The 19900-nt window shown below is 63.5% G+C and carries 18 protein-coding genes; 15 read left to right on the plus strand and 3 right to left on the minus strand.

Annotation, left to right across the window (positions count from 1 at the left end; translation table 11 throughout):
- The first annotated feature begins 106 nt into the window (after positions 1-106).
- The 14 genes from AXW84_RS10995 (at position 107) to groL (ending at position 14722) form a co-directional block, all read left to right on the plus strand.
- Positions 107-763 carry a DUF6992 family protein gene (locus AXW84_RS10995; protein ID WP_068232737.1) on the plus strand — a complete coding sequence of 219 codons (657 nt, stop codon included), beginning with the start codon at positions 107-109 and terminating at the stop codon, positions 761-763.
- 20 nt (positions 764-783) lie between these two features.
- The gene (locus tag AXW84_RS11000; protein WP_068232741.1) at positions 784-1497 is read left to right on the plus strand and encodes a uracil-DNA glycosylase family protein; all 714 of its coding nucleotides are present in this window, start codon (positions 784-786) and stop codon (positions 1495-1497) included.
- A gap of 23 nt (positions 1498-1520) precedes the next feature.
- Positions 1521-2642 (plus strand): Nif3-like dinuclear metal center hexameric protein, encoded by a 1122-nt coding sequence (locus AXW84_RS11005; RefSeq protein WP_068232744.1) that lies wholly within the window; start codon positions 1521-1523, stop codon positions 2640-2642.
- Positions 2632-3402: a zinc ribbon domain-containing protein gene (locus tag AXW84_RS11010; RefSeq protein ID WP_068232747.1), complete on the plus strand. Its 771-nt coding sequence runs from the start codon at positions 2632-2634 to the stop codon at positions 3400-3402. Before AXW84_RS11005 ends, AXW84_RS11010 begins: the two co-directional genes overlap by 11 nt.
- Positions 3403-3494: 92 nt before the next feature.
- Positions 3495-5072 carry a tetratricopeptide repeat protein gene (locus AXW84_RS11015; RefSeq protein ID WP_068232750.1) on the plus strand — a complete coding sequence of 526 codons (1578 nt, stop codon included), beginning with the start codon at positions 3495-3497 and terminating at the stop codon, positions 5070-5072.
- Between the two features lie 178 nt (positions 5073-5250).
- On the plus strand, positions 5251-6549 hold the full coding sequence (locus AXW84_RS11020) for an anthranilate synthase component I family protein (RefSeq protein WP_071891207.1): 1299 nt from the start codon (positions 5251-5253) through the stop codon (positions 6547-6549).
- Positions 6550-6630: 81 nt separating this feature from the next.
- Positions 6631-8064, plus strand: coding sequence for a tRNA (N6-isopentenyl adenosine(37)-C2)-methylthiotransferase MiaB (gene miaB / locus AXW84_RS11025; protein WP_068232754.1), 1434 nt, complete (start codon positions 6631-6633; stop codon positions 8062-8064).
- Positions 8065-8349: 285 nt separating this feature from the next.
- Positions 8350-8571, plus strand: coding sequence for a type II toxin-antitoxin system HicB family antitoxin (locus AXW84_RS11030; RefSeq protein WP_068232758.1), 222 nt, complete (start codon positions 8350-8352; stop codon positions 8569-8571).
- A gap of 19 nt (positions 8572-8590) precedes the next feature.
- Positions 8591-9892, plus strand: coding sequence for a sigma-54 interaction domain-containing protein (locus AXW84_RS11035; RefSeq protein WP_068232760.1), 1302 nt, complete (start codon positions 8591-8593; stop codon positions 9890-9892).
- Positions 9893-9914: 22 nt separating this feature from the next.
- A complete protein-coding gene (gene lptE, locus AXW84_RS11040) occupies positions 9915-10412 on the plus strand; it encodes an LPS assembly lipoprotein LptE (protein ID WP_071891210.1) in 498 nt (165 codons plus the stop codon).
- Positions 10413-10617: 205 nt separating this feature from the next.
- Positions 10618-12093: a hypothetical protein gene (locus tag AXW84_RS11045; RefSeq protein ID WP_068232766.1), complete on the plus strand. Its 1476-nt coding sequence runs from the start codon at positions 10618-10620 to the stop codon at positions 12091-12093.
- Positions 12094-12133: 40 nt separating this feature from the next.
- Complete coding sequence (gene secG, locus AXW84_RS11050; protein ID WP_068232772.1) at positions 12134-12517, plus strand: preprotein translocase subunit SecG; 384 nt, start codon at positions 12134-12136, stop codon at positions 12515-12517.
- 214 nt (positions 12518-12731) lie between these two features.
- On the plus strand, positions 12732-13022 hold the full coding sequence (gene groES / locus AXW84_RS11055; RefSeq protein ID WP_068232777.1) for a co-chaperone GroES: 291 nt from the start codon (positions 12732-12734) through the stop codon (positions 13020-13022).
- Between the two features lie 53 nt (positions 13023-13075).
- A complete protein-coding gene (gene groL, locus AXW84_RS11060) occupies positions 13076-14722 on the plus strand; it encodes a chaperonin GroEL (RefSeq protein WP_068232780.1) in 1647 nt (548 codons plus the stop codon).
- A 217-nt stretch (positions 14723-14939) separates the two neighbouring features.
- On the opposite strand, the gene AXW84_RS24825 is transcribed toward groL, so the two are convergent.
- The 3 genes from AXW84_RS24825 to AXW84_RS11070 all read right to left on the minus strand — a co-directional run bounded on the left by AXW84_RS24825 (position 14940) and on the right by AXW84_RS11070 (position 17857).
- Positions 14940-15188: a hypothetical protein gene (locus AXW84_RS24825; RefSeq protein WP_157886949.1), complete on the minus strand. Its 249-nt coding sequence runs from the start codon at positions 15186-15188 to the stop codon at positions 14940-14942.
- Positions 15189-15274: 86 nt separating this feature from the next.
- Positions 15275-16837, minus strand: a complete 1563-nt coding sequence (locus AXW84_RS11065; protein ID WP_068232783.1) for a peptide MFS transporter — start codon at positions 16835-16837, stop codon at positions 15275-15277.
- A 114-nt stretch (positions 16838-16951) separates the two neighbouring features.
- Complete coding sequence (locus AXW84_RS11070) at positions 16952-17857, minus strand: AraC family transcriptional regulator (protein ID WP_068232786.1); 906 nt, start codon at positions 17855-17857, stop codon at positions 16952-16954.
- 346 nt (positions 17858-18203) lie between these two features.
- On the opposite strand from AXW84_RS11070, the gene pckA reads away from it, so the two are divergent.
- Positions 18204-19826, plus strand: coding sequence for a phosphoenolpyruvate carboxykinase (ATP) (gene pckA / locus AXW84_RS11075; protein ID WP_082773832.1), 1623 nt, complete (start codon positions 18204-18206; stop codon positions 19824-19826).
- Positions 19827-19900: the final 74 nt, after the last annotated feature.

Raw genomic sequence — 19900 nt, forward strand, 5'->3', positions numbered from 1 at the left:
GTGCCAAAGCAACGGCCCGCAAAAGTACGGCCGCCGCCGGCCCGCCCGCACAAATTGGCGGCCGCGTGGTTGCTTGCAGCGCCTTTGCCCACCGTGGGCCCTCACCATGCGTTTCCCCTTGTACTTACTGGCCCTGCTGGGGCCCCTGGCCGCCCGGCCCGCCGCCGCCCAAACAACCGCCGCCGACCCGCTGCGACCCGCTGCCCTGCCGCCCCCGGCGGGGCCCCTGCACGAGTTTGACGCCGAGCGCCGCCGCCTCGATCAGCGCGGCTTACTCGTGCTGGGCGGCTGGGCGGCGGGCAACTTGCTGGTCGGCGGCATTGCCACGGGCCAAACCGACGGCTCGGCCCACTACTTCCACCAAATGAACCTCGGTTGGGGCGCCGTGAACCTGGCGCTGGCCGGGGCCGGCTTGCTGGACGCCCGCCGCGCGGCCCGCGCCCCCGGGGCCCCCACCAACCGCCCCGGCGCCGTGCGTGCCCAGCTGCGCACCGAAAACCTCTACCTCTTCAACGCCGGCCTCGACGTGGCCTACTTGGCCACCGGCGCGTACTTCCTGGAAAAGAGCCGCAACCCCGCCACCGACAACCCCAACCGCTGGCGTGGCTACGGGCAGTCGCTGCTCCTGCAAGGTGGCTTTTTGCTGCTGTTCGACGGGTTCCAATTCGCCACCCACCACCGGCACGGCCAGGCCCTGTACCCGCTGCTGAGCCGCGTGCGCCTGGGCCCCGGCGCGGTGGCCGTGGTGCTGCCGCTGCGCTGATTTCGCCCGTATTTTGCCCCATGCCCACTTTCGCTAGCCGCCTGCTGCACTTCCTGCGCACGTTTCCCCTGCCTGCGGAGTTGCCCGCCGGCGTGGAGGCCCTGAGCCCGTTCCGCGAGCCGGCGGTGTACGATTTGCTCAGCCAGTTTGCGCACAAGTTTTACGCCGACAACCAGCCCCGGGTGGCCGTGCTGGGCATCAACCCCGGCCGGCTGGGCATGGGCCGCACCGGCGTGGCCTTCACCGACCCGGGGGCCCTGGCCGAGTTTTGCGGCATTGCCCACGGCCTGCCCCGGCAGCGGCCCGAAATCTCTAGCCAGTTTGTGTACCAAGTAGTAGCGGCACTCGGGGGCCCCGCAGCATTCTACCAGCACTTCTACCTAGGCTCTGTGTATCCACTAGTATTGCTGCGCAACGGCTTGAACTACAACTATTACGACGCGCCCGCCCTCACCAAGTCCCTGTGGCCCGACATGCAGCTATCGTTGCGCCAGCAGGTGGCCGGCCTCGGCCTGCGCACCGACGTGGCCGTGAGCTTGGGCAAGCGCAACGCCATCTTCTTCAACCGGTTGAACGACGATTTGGGCTTGTTCGAGAAGATCATCGTCCTCGACCATCCGCGCTACCTCATGCAGTACCACCGCCGCGACCTGGCTGCCAACGTGGCCCGCTACGTGGAGGCGCTGGGCGAGTGCTTAAGTCCAGCCAACCCCAAGCAGTCGACAACTGATTAACTACCAACTGATAACTGACCTCGATGCCCACCGTTCAAGCCCTGGCCCAACTGCTCGAAGCCGCCGCGCCCCTCGCCTACCAGGAAAGCTACGACAACGCCGGCCTGCAGTGCGGCGACCCGCAGGCTGAGATTACGGGCGTGCTCATCACGCTCGACTGCACGCCCGCCGTGGTGGCCGAGGCCGTGCGCCGCGGCTGCAACGTGGTGGTGGCCCACCACCCGGTCATTTTCCGCCCCCTCCAGCGCCTCACCGGGGCCAACGAGGTAGAGCAAACCATCATGGCCGCGCTGAAAAACGACGTGGCCATCTACGCCGCCCACACCAACCTCGACAACGTGCGCGGCGGCGTGAACGACAAGCTGGCCGAGAAGCTCGGCCTCACGCACCCCCGCACCCTGGCCCCGCAGAACGGCCGGCTGGCCCGCCTCACCACCTACGTGCCCAACCGGCCCGAAGACCAGGCCGCCGACCTAGCCAGCCGCGTGCTGGGGGCCCTGTACGCCGCCGGCGCGGGCCAGGTGGGCCAGTACGCGGCGTGCAGCTTCCGCGCCGATGGCCTGGGCACCTTCACGCCCGGCGCGGGCACCCAGCCGGCCATCGGCCAGGAAAACCGTCCCGAAACCGTGCCCGAAACCCGCCTCGAAGTGCTGCTGCCGCTGCACCGCCAGGCCGCCGTGCTGGGGGCCCTGCGCCAGGCCCACCCCTACGAAGAAGTTGCTTACGAGGTAGTTAAACTCGAAAACACGCACCAGGACGTGGGCGCTGGCCTGGTGGGCGAGCTACCGGGGCCCCTGGCGCCGGCTGCCTTTCGGGCCCTGCTCAAGGAGCAGCTGCGCGTGCCGGTGGTGCGCTTCACGGCGTTCGAGCGGGAGATAAAAACCGTGGCGCTGTGCGGCGGGGCGGGCGCGTTCCTCATCGGGGCGGCGCGGGCGGCGGGGGCCGACGCCTACGTGACCGGCGACGTGAAGTACCACGAGTTTTTTGGGGCCGAGGGACGGCTCATGCTCTGCGACGTGGGCCATTTCGAGAGCGAGCAGTTCACGGGCGAGGTGTTCCGCGATTTGCTCCTGGCCGGTTTTGGGCGTACTTTTGCGGTCTTATTCGCTGAGACTCCTACGAATCCCGTTCACTATGACTGCTAAAGCTGCCGCCCTGGCCCACGCCGATGTTCCCGTAGCCACCAAGCTGGAAGCCCTGCTCGCTTTGCAGCGCCTTGATTCCCAGCTGGATGAAATCCGGCGCGTGCGCGGCGACCTGCCCGAGGAAGTGCGCGACCTCGAAGACGAGATTGCCGGCTACGAAGTGCGCGTGAAGAAATTCGACGAGGACATCCAAGGACTCAACGACTTCATCAAGAGCCGCAAACAAGCCAGCAAAGACGCCGAAACGCTCATCAAGAAGTACGACGAGCAGCAGCAGAACGTGCGTAACAACCGCGAGTTCGAAGCCATTGCCAAGGAAATGGAGCTGCAACGCCTCGAAATCCAGATTTCAGACAAGAAAATCAAGGAATCGCAGTACCAGATCGACGTGAAAAACGCCGAAATCTCCGGTACCAAGAGCAAGCTCGACGAGCGCCGCAAGGACCTTGACACCAAAAAGGGCGAGCTGGACACCATCATCGCCGAAAACGAAGAGGAAGAGCGCGGCATTCTGGCCCAGCGCGAGGAAGCCACCGCCCCGGTGGAGCCCCGCCTGCTGACGGCCTACACCCGCATCCGCGGCAACGTGCGCAACGGCTTGGCCGTGGTGCTGGTGCGCCGCGACGCCTGCGGCGGCTGCTTCAACACGGTGCCGCCCCAGCGCCAAGCCGACATCATTTCGCACAAGAAAATCATCGTGTGCGAGCACTGCGGCCGCATTCTGGCCGACGTGGAAGGCCGCGCTACCGCCAACGTTTAGTTTGTCTGAACCGGGCCCTGGGGGGCCCGCTCGGAAGAAAGAAGGAAAAGGAACGGCCCCGCGCCGTTCCTTTTTTGTTGATTGGCCATTCCATGTTCCGTTTACCCCGCAGGCACATTCTCCGCACTTTTTGGCCGGCTCCCCAGTGGCGGGGGGCCCTGCTGGGCCTGTGGCTACCGCTGGCCTTGGCGCCGCAGGGCCCCACCACCGGCGAAGCGGCGGGTCCCACCCCTATAGCGACGGCCGCACCGGCGGCCGATAACCAGCTGCCACCCAGCAGCCAGCGCGCCTACGCCGAGGTGCTGAAGCTGCGCCTGGGCGCCGCCCGGCAGCTGCTGGCTCCCGAGCTGGCCCGCGCGCCCGGGGCCCCCGCCCCCCTGCTGGTGGCCGACTGCGCCGACTTTGTGGAGCTGCTGGCCACCCAGGACGCCGCCCGCTACACGCAGCTGGTGCCCGGCCAGCAGGCCCGGCTCGACGCCCTGGACGAGGCCCCCGCGGGGCCCTGGCGCGACTACACCCGGGCCGAGATCCGGCTGCATTTGGGGCTGGAGCACGTGGGCTTCGGGCACGAAGTGAAGGGGGCTTGGCAGTTGCGCCGGGCCTACCAGCAGGCGCAGGCCCTGGCGCGGCAGTACCCGGGCTTTGTGCCCGCCCGCACTACGTTGGGCCTGGGGCAGTTCGCCATCGGCACGCTGCCCCAGGGCTACCACTTGCTGCTGCGCCTGCTGGGCCTGCCCGGCGACGTGGACGCCGGCCTCGCCAACCTTAACCAGGCCGCCGACCAGCCCCACGCCTTCCAGGCCGAGAGCCAGCTGTTCCGGGCCCTCATCCGCGAAACGTACTTCAAGCAGCCCGCCGAGGCCCTGCGCCTGGCGGCCCTGTTGCCCGCCCAACAGCCCGATAACCTGCTCTTTGCCTACGTGGCCACCGCCGTGCTCAAGCGCCAGCACCAGACGGCCGCCGCCCTGGCCGCCTACCGCACCCGGCCCACCGGCCCGGCCTACCTGCCCTTCGCCTACCTGCACCACCTGGCCGGCGATTTGCTGCTCTACCAAGCCGATTATGCCGGTTCGGAGCGCGAAAACCTGCAATTCTTGCGCGAATACCGGGGCCAAAATTACCGCAAGGACGCTGCCTTTAAGCTCTACCTGGCGGCGTGGCTGGGGGGGCAGCCGGCAGCGGCGGTAGCGCGCTACCGCCAGCAAATCAACCTAGCGGGCCCCACCACGGTGGAGGAAGACGCCTACGCCCAGCGCTTTTACCACAACGCCCAGAACCTCAGCCCCGTCCTGACCCGCGCCCGCTTGCAGCTCGACGGCGGCTACTACCGGCTGGCGCTGGCCACCCTGCGCGCCTTCCGGCCCACGGCCGCTACGCTCCTGCGCGACCGGCTGGAGGGGCCCTACCGCTACGCCCGCGCCTACCAAGGCCTGGGCCGCCCCGATTCGGCCCGCCTGGCCTACGCCCAAACCCTGGCCATTTCCACCCAAGCGGGCGAAAACACCTACTATTTCGGGCCCCAAGCCGCGCTGGAGTTGGGCTACTTGGCCCGCGCCGCCGGCCAACGCCCCCAGGCCAAGGCGTACTTCGAGCAAGCCCTGCGCTCGCCCGCACACGAGTACAAAAACAGCACCGATGCCAAGGCCAAGCTGGCCCTGCGCGGGTTGTAGCTTCTGGACTTATTCCTGAATCAAGGCCGCACAAAAAAAGACGTCATGCAGCGCGCAGCAAAGCATCTTTTCAGCGCCAGTAATCTGGACGCGTTACGCGACAAAAATGCTTCGCTGCGCGCTGCATAACATTTTACTTTTTTTCCAATTCAGGAACATATCTTCTCGATAAATTACTGTGAGTCAGTTCCTTGTCGTTCCACTAGCCAATCTGTCCATCGAGCCCGATGAGTTCCGGCGGCGGGCCTTGCAGTGGGCGGCGCAGTTTCGGCACTGCGCCTATTTTGAGCACAACGACCAGCTAGCTTACCCTCGGGGGCCCTTCGGCCGGCTGCTGGCCGTGGCCGACGCGGCGCCGATGGCCCCGGGCTCGTTGGCCGGGCTGGAAGATTATTTGTCCCAGCCGGCGGCGGGGGCCCCGCGCTGCGGCTTCCTTACCTACGACCTTAAAAACGAGATTGAGGCGTTGTCCAGCGAAAACCACGCGGCCCTGGAGTGGCCGCTGCTGCACTTCTTCACGCCCGCCACCTGGCTCGTTTGGCAGGCCGAAACCGTGGAGATTCACGGCATTAGGGCAGGAATACTGGCCGAAATTCTGGCCACGGCGCTACCGGCCGGGGCCCCGCCGCGGGTACCGGTCCTGCGTCCGCGCCTGCCCAAGGCTGATTACCTGCGCGCCGTGGCGGCCGTGCGCGAAGACATCCTCAACGGTGAGGTGTACGAGTTGAACCTGTGCCAGGAGTTTTACGCCGAAAACGTGCAGCTGAACCCTACGGCGCTTTTCTGGCGGCTCAACGAGGCCTCGCCGGCACCATTCGCGAGCTTCCTACGCTGGCACGACCATTACTTACTCTGCGCGTCGCCCGAGCGGTTTTTGGCGCGCCGGGGCCCCACCGTCCTCTCCCAACCCATCAAAGGCACCCGCCGCCGGGGCTCCACGCCGGCCGACGACGCGCAGCAGCGCCAAGCCTTGCTGGCCGACGAAAAAGAACGCGCCGAAAATTTGATGATCGTGGACCTGGTGCGCAACGACTTGGCCCGCGTGGCCGAAACCGGCTCGGTGCGCGTGCCCGAACTCTTTGGCCTTTACCCCTTTCGCCACGTGTGGCAGATGATTTCGACCGTGGAGGCCACCCTGCGACCAGGCGTGGAATTGCCCGAAATCCTGCGCGCCACCTTCCCGATGGGCTCTATGACCGGAGCCCCCAAGGTGCGCGCCCTGCAGCTCATCGAGGGCTACGAGCGCAGCCGGCGCGGCCTCTACAGCGGCAGCATCGGCTGGGTGGGCCCCGGCGGCGACTTCGACTTTAACGTGGTGATTCGCAGCCTCCAGTACCGCGCCGACACCGGCTACCTCAGCTTCCAGGTCGGCTCAGCCATCACCTACGATTCCGACGCGGAGCAGGAGTACGCCGAGTGCCTGCTCAAGGCCCAGGGCCTGCTGGAAGCGCTGGGGACAAGTGTCGCGGCCGGGTAAAGCAATGCGCAGCCCCTGCCATTCTGTCATTTTCCAATGGGAAGCCGTATCTTTGCGGCCCGCCGAAAAGCGGCCTTTCCCATGTCCCAACCCCTGCTGACCCTCGATTTTTTAGACAAAGCCGCGGCCGCCGAGCACGCCCCCAGCGGCGAGGTGCGCGTGAGCGCCGCTACCCGCACGGGCCGCCCCCGCTCGCTCTACATCGAGAGCTACGGCTGCCAGATGAACTTCTCGGACTCCGAAATCGTGTCGAGCATCCTCTACGACGAGGGCTTTGACCTAACCGAGGACCTGGCCACCGCCGACCTCGTGCTGCTCAACACCTGCTCCATCCGCGAGAAGGCCGAGCAGACGGTGCGCATGCGCCTCAAGCAAATCAACTCGCACAAGAAGCGCCGGCCCGGGATGCTCGTGGGCGTGCTCGGCTGCATGGCCGAGCGCCTGAAAAGCAAGTTCTTGGAGGAAGAAAAAATTGTGGACCTCGTGGTGGGCCCCGACGCCTACCGCGACCTGCCCCAGCTCATCAGCCAGGTCGACGGCGGCCAAAAAGGCGTGAACGTGCTGCTCAGCCGCGAGGAAACCTACGCCGACATCACGCCCGTGCGCCTGAACTCCAACGGCGTCTCGGCCTTCATCAGCATCATGCGCGGCTGCGACAACATGTGCTCGTTCTGCGTGGTGCCCTTCACCCGCGGGCGCGAGCGCAGCCGCGATGCCCACAGCATCCTCCAGGAAGCCAGCGACTTGGTGGCTGCCGGCTACAAAGAAGTGACCCTGTTGGGCCAGAACGTGGATTCCTATAAGTGGACCAGCGCCGACGGCACTGAGTTCGTGAACTTCGCCCAGCTGCTCGAAAGCGTGGCCTTGCTCAGCCCCGCGTTGCGGGTGCGCTTCTCCACCTCCCACCCCAAAGACATTACCGACGAGGTGCTGCACACGATGGCGCGCCACGAGAACATCTGCAAGTACATCCACTTGCCCGCCCAAAGCGGCAACTCACGCGTCCTCAGCCTGATGAACCGTACCTACGACCGGCCCTGGTACGAGGACCGGGTGCGGAAAATCCGCGAAATCCTGGGCGACGATTGCGCCATCAGCACCGACATGATTGCCGGCTTCTGCTCCGAAACCGAGGAAGAGCACGAGGATACCAAGAGCCTGATGGAGTTCGTGCGCTACGACATGGCCTACCAGTTCTTTTACTCGGAGCGCCCCGGCACACTCGCCGCCCGCAAGCTGGCCGACGACATTCCGCTCGAAACCAAGAAGCGCCGTCTCCAGGAAATCATTGATTTGCAGCAGCTTCACAGCGCCGAGCGCAACAAGCGCGGCATCGGCCGCGTGCATAAGGTACTGGTCGAGAACTTCTCCAAACGCTCGAAAGAGCACCTCAGCGGCCGCAACAGCCAGAACCAAGTCGTCATCTTCCCAAGACAAAACTTCGTGAAAGGCGACTACGTGGATGTGTTGGTGCACAGCAGCAGCGCCAGCACGCTACTGGGCGAGGCAGTATGAGCCGGCGGCAGAAGTTTCTGGCGTTATTGCTATCGGCCCAACATGACCAGGATTTAGATTTTAATGCGCTTTGTTTATTGCTTGGAACGCTGAAGTTTGAATAAAGGATACGCGGCAGCCACCATGTATTCGGCCGGGCGGGCATTCCCGAATTAATTAATATTCAGCCGGCAAACGGCAACGTTGTGAAGCCCTACCAGGCCAAGCAAGTACGTGCTATTTTGTTGAAATACCGTTCGGTATTTGAATTAGACATTCTGTAATTCTTCCCTCTTTCCATCGACTATGTTTGACCCTCACCTTTATCCGGTCGTATTGTACTGGAGCGCTGAAGACCAAGCTTTCATTGTGGAGGTACCGGATTTGCCCGGTTGTATGGCCGATGGTGCCACGCAGGAAGCGGCCTTGGCCAACGCGGTGGTCATCATCCAGGAATGGATGGATTTTGCCCGAGAACTGGGGCGCGAAATTCCGGCCCCGCGCGAACGTTTGCAAATAGCGGCCTAGGGCCCCAAATCTTCTACCCTTGACTTCACAAGAAATCCAATCCATCAAGCAGCGGTTCGGCATCATCGGCAACGCGCCGGCGCTGAACTACGCCATTCAGGTGGCCACGCAGGTGGCCCCTACCGACATGACGGTACTCATCACCGGCGAAAGCGGGTCGGGCAAGGAGTCGTTTTCGAAGATCATCCACGCGCTGTCGCCGCGCAAGCACGGGCAGTTCATCGCCATCAACTGCGGGGCCATCCCCGAAGGCACGATTGACTCGGAGCTGTTTGGGCACGAAAAGGGCTCGTTTACGGGGGCCAACGAAGCGCGCAAGGGCTACTTCGAGGTGACCAACGGCGGCACTATTTTCCTGGACGAGATTGGGGAGATGCCGCTCGGCACCCAGGCCCGCCTGCTGCGCGTGCTCGAAAACGGCGAGTTCATCCGCGTGGGCAGCAGCAAGGTGCAGAAAACCGACGTGCGCGTGGTGGCCGCCACGAACCTGAACTTGCTGGAAAACGTGCGCAACGGCCGCTTCCGCGAGGACTTGTACTACCGCCTGAGCACGGTGCCGATTACGGTGCCGCCGCTGCGCGAGCGGGGCGAGGACATCTACCTGCTGTTCCGCAAGTTCACGGCCGACTTTTCGGAAAAGCATCGGGTGAAGCCGATTTCGCTGACGCCCGACGCGGTGCAGCTGCTCACGCGGTTCCGGTTTCCGGGCAACATCCGCCAGCTCAAGAACATCGCCGAGCAAATCTCGGTGCTGGAAATGGAGCGTGAGCTTGATGCCCGCCAGCTGGCCAAGTACCTGCCCACCGCCCAAACCAGCCAGCTGCCCATGCTGCTGGGCGCCGGCGGCGCGGCGGAGGGCCCCGGCGGCTACTCGGAGCGCGACCTGATGTACAAGATTCTGTTCGACATGCGCCGCGACATGACCGACCTTAAGAAGCTGGTGCTGGAACTGGCTGCCGGCCAGCGCCCCCACGAAACCCAGGAGCTGCTGCGCCAGAACAGCCACCTGTTTGCCCCGGGGGCCCCCGGGGCCGCCAACGGGTTCGACGGAGCCCCGGCGGCCGAGTACTTCCTGGGGGCCCCGGCCAGCCCGGTTTTACACGCCGAGGCCGACGACTACGACGACGAGGTGCAGCCGGTGGAAGACATTTCGCACGAAACCGAAGAAGAAACCCTCTCACTCGACGTTAAGGAGAAGGAGATGATCCTCAAGGCCCTGCGCAAGCACCACAACAAGCGCAAGTACGCCGCCCACGACCTGGGCATTTCCGAGCGCACCTTGTACCGCAAACTCAAGCAATATGACCTGGAGCAAGTTTAGGCAAGCCGTTACGTATCAACTGATGGCCATTGGCCTGGTGCTGAGCCTGTCGGGCTGCGGGGTGTACTCGTTCAACGGCACCAACATCGACCCGGCCATCCGCACGTTTTCCATCCAAACCATCCAGACCACGGCCCCCAACGCGCCGGCTTTTTTGACGCAGCGATTTACGGAGGATTTGAAGGATTATTTCCAGCGCAACACCAGCCTGAAGTTGGTGCCGCGCGACGGCGACATCCAGTTCGACGGCAGCATTGTGGCCTACGACTACGCCCCCGCCGCCATCCAAAAAGTAGACAACGTGGACCTGGCCGGCTCTAGCCGCCTCACCATCCAGGTGAAGGTGCGCTTTGTGAACAGCAAGGACGAAAAGGCGAGCTTCGACCAAGTATTTCAAAGCTTCGGCGATTTCCCCTCGACCCAAGACGTGGCGGCCGTGAACAACGACCAAACGGCGGTGCGCAAAATCACCAACAACGTCATCACCGATATCTTTAATAAATCGGTGGCTAACTGGTAGTTGAGCGCCAAATGGATCTGTTTAGAAGGTCGTCATGCTGAGCTTGTCGAAGTATCTCTACCGCTTCATTGAACGGTCCTAACGAAGCAGTAGGGATGCTTCGACAAGCTCAGCATGATGGTCAATTTTGAACCTCTAGGCTTCCTAAATAGCTTTTAAGCCGCAGCTTGTTAATTTACAATTTACAATCCCTAACCACAAACGCATGACCCGCGCCGCCCTTCTGCACGTTCTCGACCACCCCACGGCCATTGCGCCGGCGGAGGTGCGCGAGCTGGAGCAGCTGGCCCAGGCGTTCCCATACTGCCAGACGGCTCACCTGCTGCTGGCCAAAGCCGCCCACGACCAAGGCACCATGCTGGCCGGCCAGCGCCTGCGCCGCGCCGCCACCTATGCCGCCGACCGCGAGCTGTTGCGCCGCCTCATCGAGCAAGTGGTCCCCGCCGGGGCCCCCACCGCCGAACCGGAACTGGCTCCTCTGAAAGCCGCGTCCCCAGCGCCATCGGTCGTTGCCGGGGCCCCGTCCGCTTCCCTGGCAGCATCAAATGTCGAAGCCGCTCTCGAAACAGCCGCGGCCGCAACGGAAGCGGCACCGGCGGATTCGGTTGACAGCCCGACGGTTACCCCAGCGCCCGAAATTCCGGTGCCAGAGGCTTCAGCCGTAGGAACGTCGGGGTTGGAGGAGCAAACGACGGAAGCGCTGGCCCTGGAGGAGCACGCACCGGAGGCAGCTGCTGTAGAAGCAGTAACCAGGGCCCCAGCGCCGGAAGTTGCGTTGAACGAAGCTGATTCGAGCGAAGACGCGCAGCCCGATGGGGCCCCAGCTCCGGCAGTTGAGGAAGCGCAACTCCCTGCCGATGAGGCAGCAGCTACCGCTGTGGCTGATGTTTCCCAAGCTGAAACTGACACCGAACCGGCTGAAGCACTGACAAGCGCACCGGATGGGCTGGCTTCCGAACTACTCCTAAAGCTGCCACCTGGGGGCCCCGACGAGCCCGAGCTGCCAGCCGTGGCGCCCCCCATCCACCCGCCGGAAGCGGCCAGCGCGGCCCGGGTAGAATTCGATTTGCTGGAGGAGCCCGCGGAGGCGGCGCCCGTATACGAGCTGCCGGGCTTGGTAGACGAATGGGCTGCGGCCGCCTCCACGCTGGCTCTGGCCCCGCTAGCTGCGGCTGCTTTGCCGGCCGTGGCCAGCGCGCGGCCGCTGACGGCCGCCGATTTCACCGGCGATGCGGAGCTGGGCTACGGCCTGGGCGGCAGCAGCCGGCTGGGCTTTGCCGTGCAGCTACTGAATTCGTGGGAGGCTGACGACCAGGCCGCCGCGGGGCCCACCGCCGCGCTGCCACCCACGGGCGAGTTTTTTGCCCCCGACGTGCTCCTGCTCGACCACTGGACCGTCCATCGCCTCCCGGAAGCCCCTTCGTCCATCGACCTCATCAACACCTTTTTGCGCCGGCAGCCGCGCCTTACGCGCCCGGCCATGCTGCCACCGGCTACTGGCGCGCAAGCCGACTTAAGCGCCCGCAGCACCCGCCCCGAAACCGAGCTGGCATCTGAAGGCCTGGCGCAAATCTTGGCGCGGCAGGGCAAAACGGCCCGGGCCATCGAGATTTACGAGCGGCTAATGGTGAAGCAGCCGGAAAAAATGGCGTACTTTGCGGCCCAAATTCAACAATTGTAACCCCCGGCCCGCTAAGCGGCGCTCTGTTTCTTTTCTTCTGATGTACACTGCCTTACTGATCCTGATTCTATTCGTGTGTTTCCTGCTGGCACTGGTGGTGCTGGCTCAAAACCCCAAGGGCGGCGGCCTGTCTGGCCAGTTCAGCGCCGGTGGCGCGGCCAGCATGATTGGCGTGAAGCGCAGCGGCGACCTGCTCGAAAAACTCACCTGGGGCTTCGCCATAACCCTGGTGGTGCTCTCGCTCGGCACCCACATGCTGGGCCAGGGCGTTGCCGGCCCCGCCCGCAGCGTGAACCAGCAACGCGCCCTCGAAACCAAGCTGCCCGCTACCCGGTCGCTGCCCGCCCCGGCTCCGTCGGGCGCCGCTACCCCTGGCACTACGGCCCCGGCCGCGTCCGCCCCGGCTCCCCAGTCTGCCAAGTAAATGGTGGTGGGGCCCTGGCGCCTTGCTTAAGCTCCGCCTTGCCGGCGGCTCCGCAACAAGCGGGGCCGCCGTTTTTTGTGGCCGGGCTTTGCCATTTTTGCCAGGTAGCGGGGCCAAATTGGCGCATTTTGTCAGGGTTTGGGGCCCTGGCACGGGAAATGACGGGGTGCCGCTTATCCTGATTCCCCATCCTTTTAACCTTAACAAACCCAGAATGGCACTTAGCATGAAACCGCTGGCTGACCGCGTCATCGTCCGCGCCGCCGCCGCCGAGGAGAAAACCAAATCCGGCATCATCATCCCCGACACGGCCAAGGAAAAACCCCAGCGCGGCGAAGTAGTGGCCGTAGGCGAAGGCAAAACCGCCGATAGCGGCTCGCTCATCAAGCCTCAGGTAGCTGTGGGCGACCAAGTGTTGTACGGCAAGTACGCTGGCACGGAAATCACTGTCGACGGTGAAGACCTGCTCATCATGCGCGAGTCGGACATCTTCGCGGTGTTGTAAGCCAGCGCGCAGCTGCCCATCTTTTAACTAAACCACCCGTTTTACCATTCAACATGGCTAAGAACATCCAATTCGATACCGAAGGCCGCGCCCGCTTGCAGGCCGGCGTGAACAAACTGGCCAACGCCGTGAAGGTGACCCTGGGGCCCAAAGGCCGCAACGTCATCATCGACAAGAAATTTGGGGCCCCCACCATTACCAAGGACGGCGTGACCGTGGCCAAGGAAATTGAGTTGCGCGACCCCATCGAGAACATGGGCGCCCAGCTCGTGAAGGAAGTGGCTTCGAAAACGGCCGACCAGGCCGGCGACGGCACCACCACGGCCACCGTGTTGGCCCAGGCCATCTACATGGCCGGCTCGAAGAACGTGGCCGCCGGGGCCAACCCGATGGACCTGAAGCGCGGCATCGACAAGGCGGTTATCGCCGTGGTAGCCAACCTGAAGACCCAGTCGAAGAAGATTGAAAACAACTCGGAAATTGCCCAAGTGGGCACGATTTCGGCCAACAACGACGCGGAAATCGGCAAGATGATTGCCGATGCCATGGACAAAGTGGGCAAGGAAGGCGTGATAACCGTGGAAGAAGCCCGCGGCACCGAAACCGAAGTGAAAACGGTGGAAGGCATGCAGTTCGACCGCGGCTACCTCTCCCCTTACTTCGTGACCAACCCGGAGAAGATGGAAGTGGAGTTCGACTCCCCTTACGTGCTCATTTACGACAAGAAAGTGAGCACCATGAAAGAGCTGCTGCCCGTGTTGGAGCAAGTACTCGGCACTGGTAAGCCTTTGGTTATCATTTCGGAAGATGTGGACGGTGAGGCCCTGGCCACGCTCGTAGTGAACAAGCTGCGCGGCTCGCTGAAAATTGCCGCCGTGAAAGCTCCGGGCTTCGGCGACCGCCGCAAGGCCATGCTGGAAGACATTGCCACCCTCACGGGCGGTACCGTCATCAGCGAAGAGCAGGGCTACAAGCTCGAAAACGCCACCCTGGAATACCTGGGCACGGCTGAGAAAATCATCATCGACAAGGACAACACGACCATCGTGAACGGCAAAGGGGAGAAAGAGGCCATCAGCGGCCGCATCGCCCAAATCAAAGCCCAGATGGAAACCACCACGTCGGACTACGACAAGGAGAAGCTCCAGGAGCGCCTTGCCAAGCTGTCGGGAGGCGTGGCCATTCTCTACATCGGCGCCAGCACCGAAGTGGAAATGAAGGAGAAGAAAGACCGCGTGGACGATGCCCTGCACGCCACCCGCGCCGCCGTTGAGGAAGGCGTGGTACCCGGCGGCGGCGTAGCCCTGGTGCGTGCCATTGAGGCCCTGGCCGCAGTGGACACCCACAACAGCGACGAGCGCACCGGCGTGAACATCATCCGCACCGCCCTGGAGGCCCCCCTGCGCTGCATTGTGCAGAACGCCGGCGGCGAAGGTTCGGTGGTGGTGCAGAAAGTGCGCGAAGGCAGCGGTGATTTCGGGTACAACGCCCGCGAAGACCGCTACGAGAACCTCGTGGCCGCGGGCATCATCGACCCGACCAAAGTAACCCGCCTCGCGCTGGAAAACGCTGCCTCGATTGCCGGCTTGCTGCTGACGACCGAAGCCGTGATTTCGGACGAGCCCGAGCCTAAGGAGTCGGCCGGTGGCCATAGCGACGGCGGCATGGGCGGTATGGGTGGCATGGGCGGCATGATGTAGACCGCAGATTAAGTGGATTTAACGGATAGGAACGGATTCCGTTAGATTTGCTTAGCCCACAAAAAAGGCCCCGCTGGACGCTGTCCGGCGGGGCTTTTTTTGTGGGATATGGTCTAGCGGTTTCGCAGGTGGGATGCTGAGGGCCCTACTCCTTCCACCCGCGCCGCTGGTGGGCCTGGGTAGCTTATGATACACGCACGCTGACCAAGTAACCCCGCTAATGTTTTGGTTTGGCGATTTTGATTTCCAGCAGCGAAAGCGCCACAATGAAGGCAAAAGCTCCTCCTAATAATATCCAGTTATAGTGAAGAGCTTGGCATAAATCGCGGCCATCTACTGTTGAGATGCACTTATTGGCTTCCGTTTCATACTTGAGGCTAACTATTGTGCTGATAATGCCCAACCCACAAAACAGAAAGGTGAGCCCTGCTAATACCTGTAAGCAACGATGGAATTTAGGGGGCATTAGAGAATAATTATTTGCTCCGAAAGTAAAGAAAAACCCCCGCTGGCCAGGCCAGCGGGGGCTTCGTGTGTGTAACGCCCGGGGCCCTAAACGGCGGCGGGGGCGTGGTTGCGGGCGTCCATCATTTTGGCCAGCTTGCCGCTGATGACGAACAGCAGCACGGCGGCCACGGCGGCCGATACGACGAAGACCAGGAAGAAATCATAGAGGTTTTCGATGTGGTAGCCGAGCAGCACCGGGGCAGGCTTCGTGGATTTGGGGTCGGGGTAGAGGCTGCTCATGTAGCCGGCCAGGTAGTTGGCGGCCGCGTTGGCCAGAAACCACACGGCCATCAGCAGGGAGCTGAATTTGGCGGGGGCCAGTTTGTTGACCAGCGAGAGGCCGATGGGCGACAAACACAGCTCGCCGATGGAGTGGAAGAAGTACAGGGCCACCAGGAAGAACATGCTCACCTTCACGCCCGGCTGTACGTTGTGCACACCGAAGCACATCACGAGGTAGCCCAGGGCCAGCAGCGCCAGGCCCATCGCCATTTTGACGGGGGACGGCGGCTCGGCGCCGCGGCGGCCCAGGGCCGTCCAGAGCAAGGCCATGACGGGGGCCCCGGCCACTACGAAGAAGCCGTTCAGGTTTTGGAACAGGCTGGCGGGCAGCTCGTAGCCGAAGAGGTGGCGGTCCATCTGCTCATCAGCGAAGAAGGTGAGCGAGGCCGGGGCTTGCTCGAATGCGGCCCAGAAAAACACCACGAAGAACGACACAATGAAAATGACCAGGATACCCTGGATGTCGGCCCCGCTCAGCGACTTATCGCTGAAAATCATGAACGCAATAACGACCACGGCGATGCCCAGTAGCGGGGCGATGGTGGCAAACTTGGCCGAATCGAGCCACAAGATGCCGATCATGACCGCCAGCAGCACCGGCAGCAGGGCAAACACGCCCTTGATGCCGCCGGAGTTCACCGGGGTTTCGCCTACCTGCTCGCCTTCGGGCGTGTGCAGGTAGCGGGTTTTGCCCCACTGGAAGAAGATTGTGCCCAGCACCATGGCGATGCCACAGGCCAGGAACGCCCAGCGAAAATCCTCGGAGCGCCCGGTGTCGCCCACCAGGCTGGTGACGGTGTTGCCGAAGAACGAGCCCAGGTTGATGCCCATGTAGAAGATGGTGTAGGCCGCGTCCTTGCGCTTGTCGGTGGCGCTGTAGAGCGAGCCCACCATCGACGAAATGTTGGGCTTGAAGAAGCCGTTGCCCAGAATCATCAGGCCCAGGCCCAGGTACAATAACTGGTGGCTAAGGCCGTGGGTGGCGGCCGGGCCGTAGTTGGAGGCGGCCGCGAAGAGCGTGAACTGCCCCAGCGCCATCAGGGCCCCGCCGGTTAGGATGGAGCGCCGGTTGCCCCAGTAGCGGTCGGCGATGAAGCCGCCGATGAGCGGCGTGAGGTAAATCAAGCTGGTGTAGCCGCCGTAGAACTTCGAGGCAAACGCCTTGTCCATCAGCATGGCCTTGGTGAGGAACAGCACCAGCACGGCCCGCATGCCGTAGTAGCTGAACCGCTCCCACATTTCGGTGGCAAACAGCAGATACAGCCCCTTGGGGTGGCTGGTGGAGGCCGGAATGGATTGCTCGCGCTGGGCAGCAGCAGGTTGCATAGAGTAGGTGTAGGAGTGAAAAGAAGCCGTGCGGCCGGCCGGCGCAAATGGCCGGCAGTACGGGATGGGTAAAGCTAGGCAAGTTTCGGCAGTCGGGCCGCGGGGCCCCCGGCACTAGGGCTGGACGGCGGCCGGGCCCCCCGCGGCCTGGTAGGCCCGGGCGCGGTAGGCCCCCGGCGAGAGGCCGGTTTGCTTGCGAAAAAAGCGGGTGAAGTAGCCGGGATCGACGAATTGCAGCTCGTAGGCGATTTCCGATACCGAGAGCGACGTGTAGACCAGGTAGTTGTGGGCCCGGCGCAGGGTGTGGGCCTGCACAATTTGCAGGGCCGTGCGCCCCTTCACGGCCTGGCAAATGCGGTTGAGGTGCACGGGCGTAATCTTCAGCTCCTGGGCGAAGTCGGCGATTTTCTTCTCAAAGGGCGCGGCCCGGGCAATGGCCTTCTGGAACTCGCGGAAGTAGTGCAGGGCCCTGTTCGGGCTGGCGGCCTTGCGGCGGTTGTGGTGCAGCAGCCGGAACACCTTCACGAACAGCAGCTTGAAGAGACCGTTCAGGGCCAGCTGCTTACCGGGCAGGTCGGCGTGGGTTTCGGCGTGGATTTGCTGGGCCAGGGCCAGCAGGTCGGCAAAGGGCACTTCGGCGCTGAACTCGGCCAGCACGTGCACCGCGTTCAGCTCCACCAGCACGTCGGGCGTGGCTTGCAAAATGGTGTCGAGCAAGCCCTCGGCCAGCGTGAGCGTACGCCCCCGCACCTGCGGGCTAAAGGTAAAGCCGTGCACCGTGCCCGCCGGAATGACCACCAGGCAGGGCGTGATGAGCGCCGCCCGTGCGGGGGCCTCAAAAGCGGCGCGGCCGGCTTCGAGGAAAAATACTTGGAACAAATTGCCGTGCAGGTGCGGCTTCAGGCCCCAATCGGTGAGGCGCTGGCGGGGGGCAATGAGCTGGCTCTGGAGGTAATCGTAGCTGACGCCAGCTTGGCGGTCGCCGTAGATGCCGTTGTAGCGCGCAATTTCCTGAGGCATGGCCGGACGGGGAATAAAACGGGTGATTTTTTACCGCAAACCGATGAAATTCCGGCACAAGGTATGATTTGTCCTGGTAATGTTGCCAATTGTTTCAGTGCGCTGCCGAGGGCATCGGCTACCTTTGTCATGTTCCAAAAGTACCCTGCAACGGCCCGTCAGAACTATTGACCTTATCTATAAAGTACTTGCTTACAAGCACTTTATTCCTATCCGCTTATATTTCCGGCCGGCCGGCCGCCAGGGCCCTTCCGCCGAAATACTTCCCCTAAGGCCCCCAGGCCCGGAACATTTTGTGCCTGCCTTCCAGCATCCATTCCATCCCACCCATTTTCTCGTTGTTCCTATGCCAACGCCCACCTCCTCGCCCACCGCCGACCGCCTGAAGCCCCTGGGCTTTGGTGCCACCACCGGGGCCGTACACCTCAACCTGCCGCCCGCTGCGCTGGTTGACCACGCCCTGCGCCGGGGCGAAGGCGAACTCACCGACACCGGGGCCCTGATGTGCGACACCGGCCAGTTCACGGGCCGCTCGCCCAAGGACCGCTTCATCGTGCGGGACGCCGGCACGGAAAGCAGCGTGTGGTGGGGCGACATCAACATCCCGTTTGCGCCGGAAAAATTCGACCAGCTGCACCAGAAAATGGTGGCTTACCTGGCCGACAAGGAAGTGTTCGTGCGCGACGCCTACGCCGGGGCCCACCCCTCCTACCAGCTGCGGCTGCGCGTGGTGAACGAGCTGGCCTGGCACAACCTGTTCTGCTACAACCTGTTCCTGCGCCCCGAGGCCGGCGCCGACACTGCCTGGCTGCCCAATTTTAGCATCATCTGCGCCCCGGGCTTCCTCGCCGACCCAGCCGTGGACGGCACCCGCCAGGCCAACTTCGCCGTCATCAACTTCACCAAGAAGATGATTCTGATCGGGGGCACGGCCTACGCCGGGGAGATGAAAAAGGGCATTTTTGGGGTGCTGAACTACTTGCTGCCCCACGCGCACGCCACGCTGCCCATGCACTGCTCGGCCAACGTGGGGCCCCAGGGCGACACGGCCATCTTCTTCGGCCTTTCGGGCACGGGAAAAACCACCCTCTCGGCCGACCCCAACCGCGGCCTCATCGGCGACGACGAGCACGGCTGGACGCCCGGGGGCGAGGTGTTCAACTTCGAGGGTGGCTGCTACGCCAAAGTCATTGACTTGAGCCGCGAGAAGGAACCCGAAATCTGGAACGCCATCCGCTACGGCGCCATCGTGGAGAACACGCGCTTCGTGCTCGGCACCCACACCGTGGACTACGCCAACAAATCGGTGACCGAAAACACGCGCACCGCCTACCCCATCGACTTCATTGCCAACGCCGTGGAGCCAGGCGTGGCCGGGGCCCCGCAGAACATTTTCTTCCTCACCGCCGACGCCTTCGGGGTGCTGCCGCCCATCAGCAAGCTCGACAAAAGCCACGCCATGTACCTGTTCATGTCGGGCTACACGGCCAAGGTGGCGGGCACCGAAATGGGCATCACCGAGCCGCAAACCACGTTCTCGGCTTGCTTCGGGGCGGTGTTCCTGCCGCTGCACCCCACCAAGTACGCCGAGATGCTGGGCCAGAAAATGGACGAAAACCCCGACGTGAACGTGTGGCTCATCAACACTGGCTGGACTGGCGGCGCCTACGGCACTGGCCACCGCATGAAGCTGGGCTACACCCGCGCCATGATCACGGCCGCCCTCACCGGCCAGCTCGACACGGTAAAATTCAACCCCCACCCCGTGTTCGGGGTGATGGTGCCCGGGGCCGTGCCCGGCGTGCCGAGCGAAATCCTGGACCCGCGCCGCACCTGGGCCGATAAGGATGCCTACGACCGCACCGCCAACGCCCTGGCCGACAAGTTTGTGGCCAACTTCGAGAAGTACGCCGATTTTGCCAAGGAAGAAATTCTGGCTGGGGCCCCCCGGGCGGCGGTGACGGTGTAAATCCTTGGCTATTAGCCACTCAAAAAAAAGCCCTGGCTGCCCGCGCAGCCGGGGCTTTTTCGTGAGTGGCGCAA

The sequence above is a fragment of the Hymenobacter sp. PAMC 26628 genome (assembly GCF_001562275.1).
Lineage (GTDB): Bacteria > Bacteroidota > Bacteroidia > Cytophagales > Hymenobacteraceae > Hymenobacter.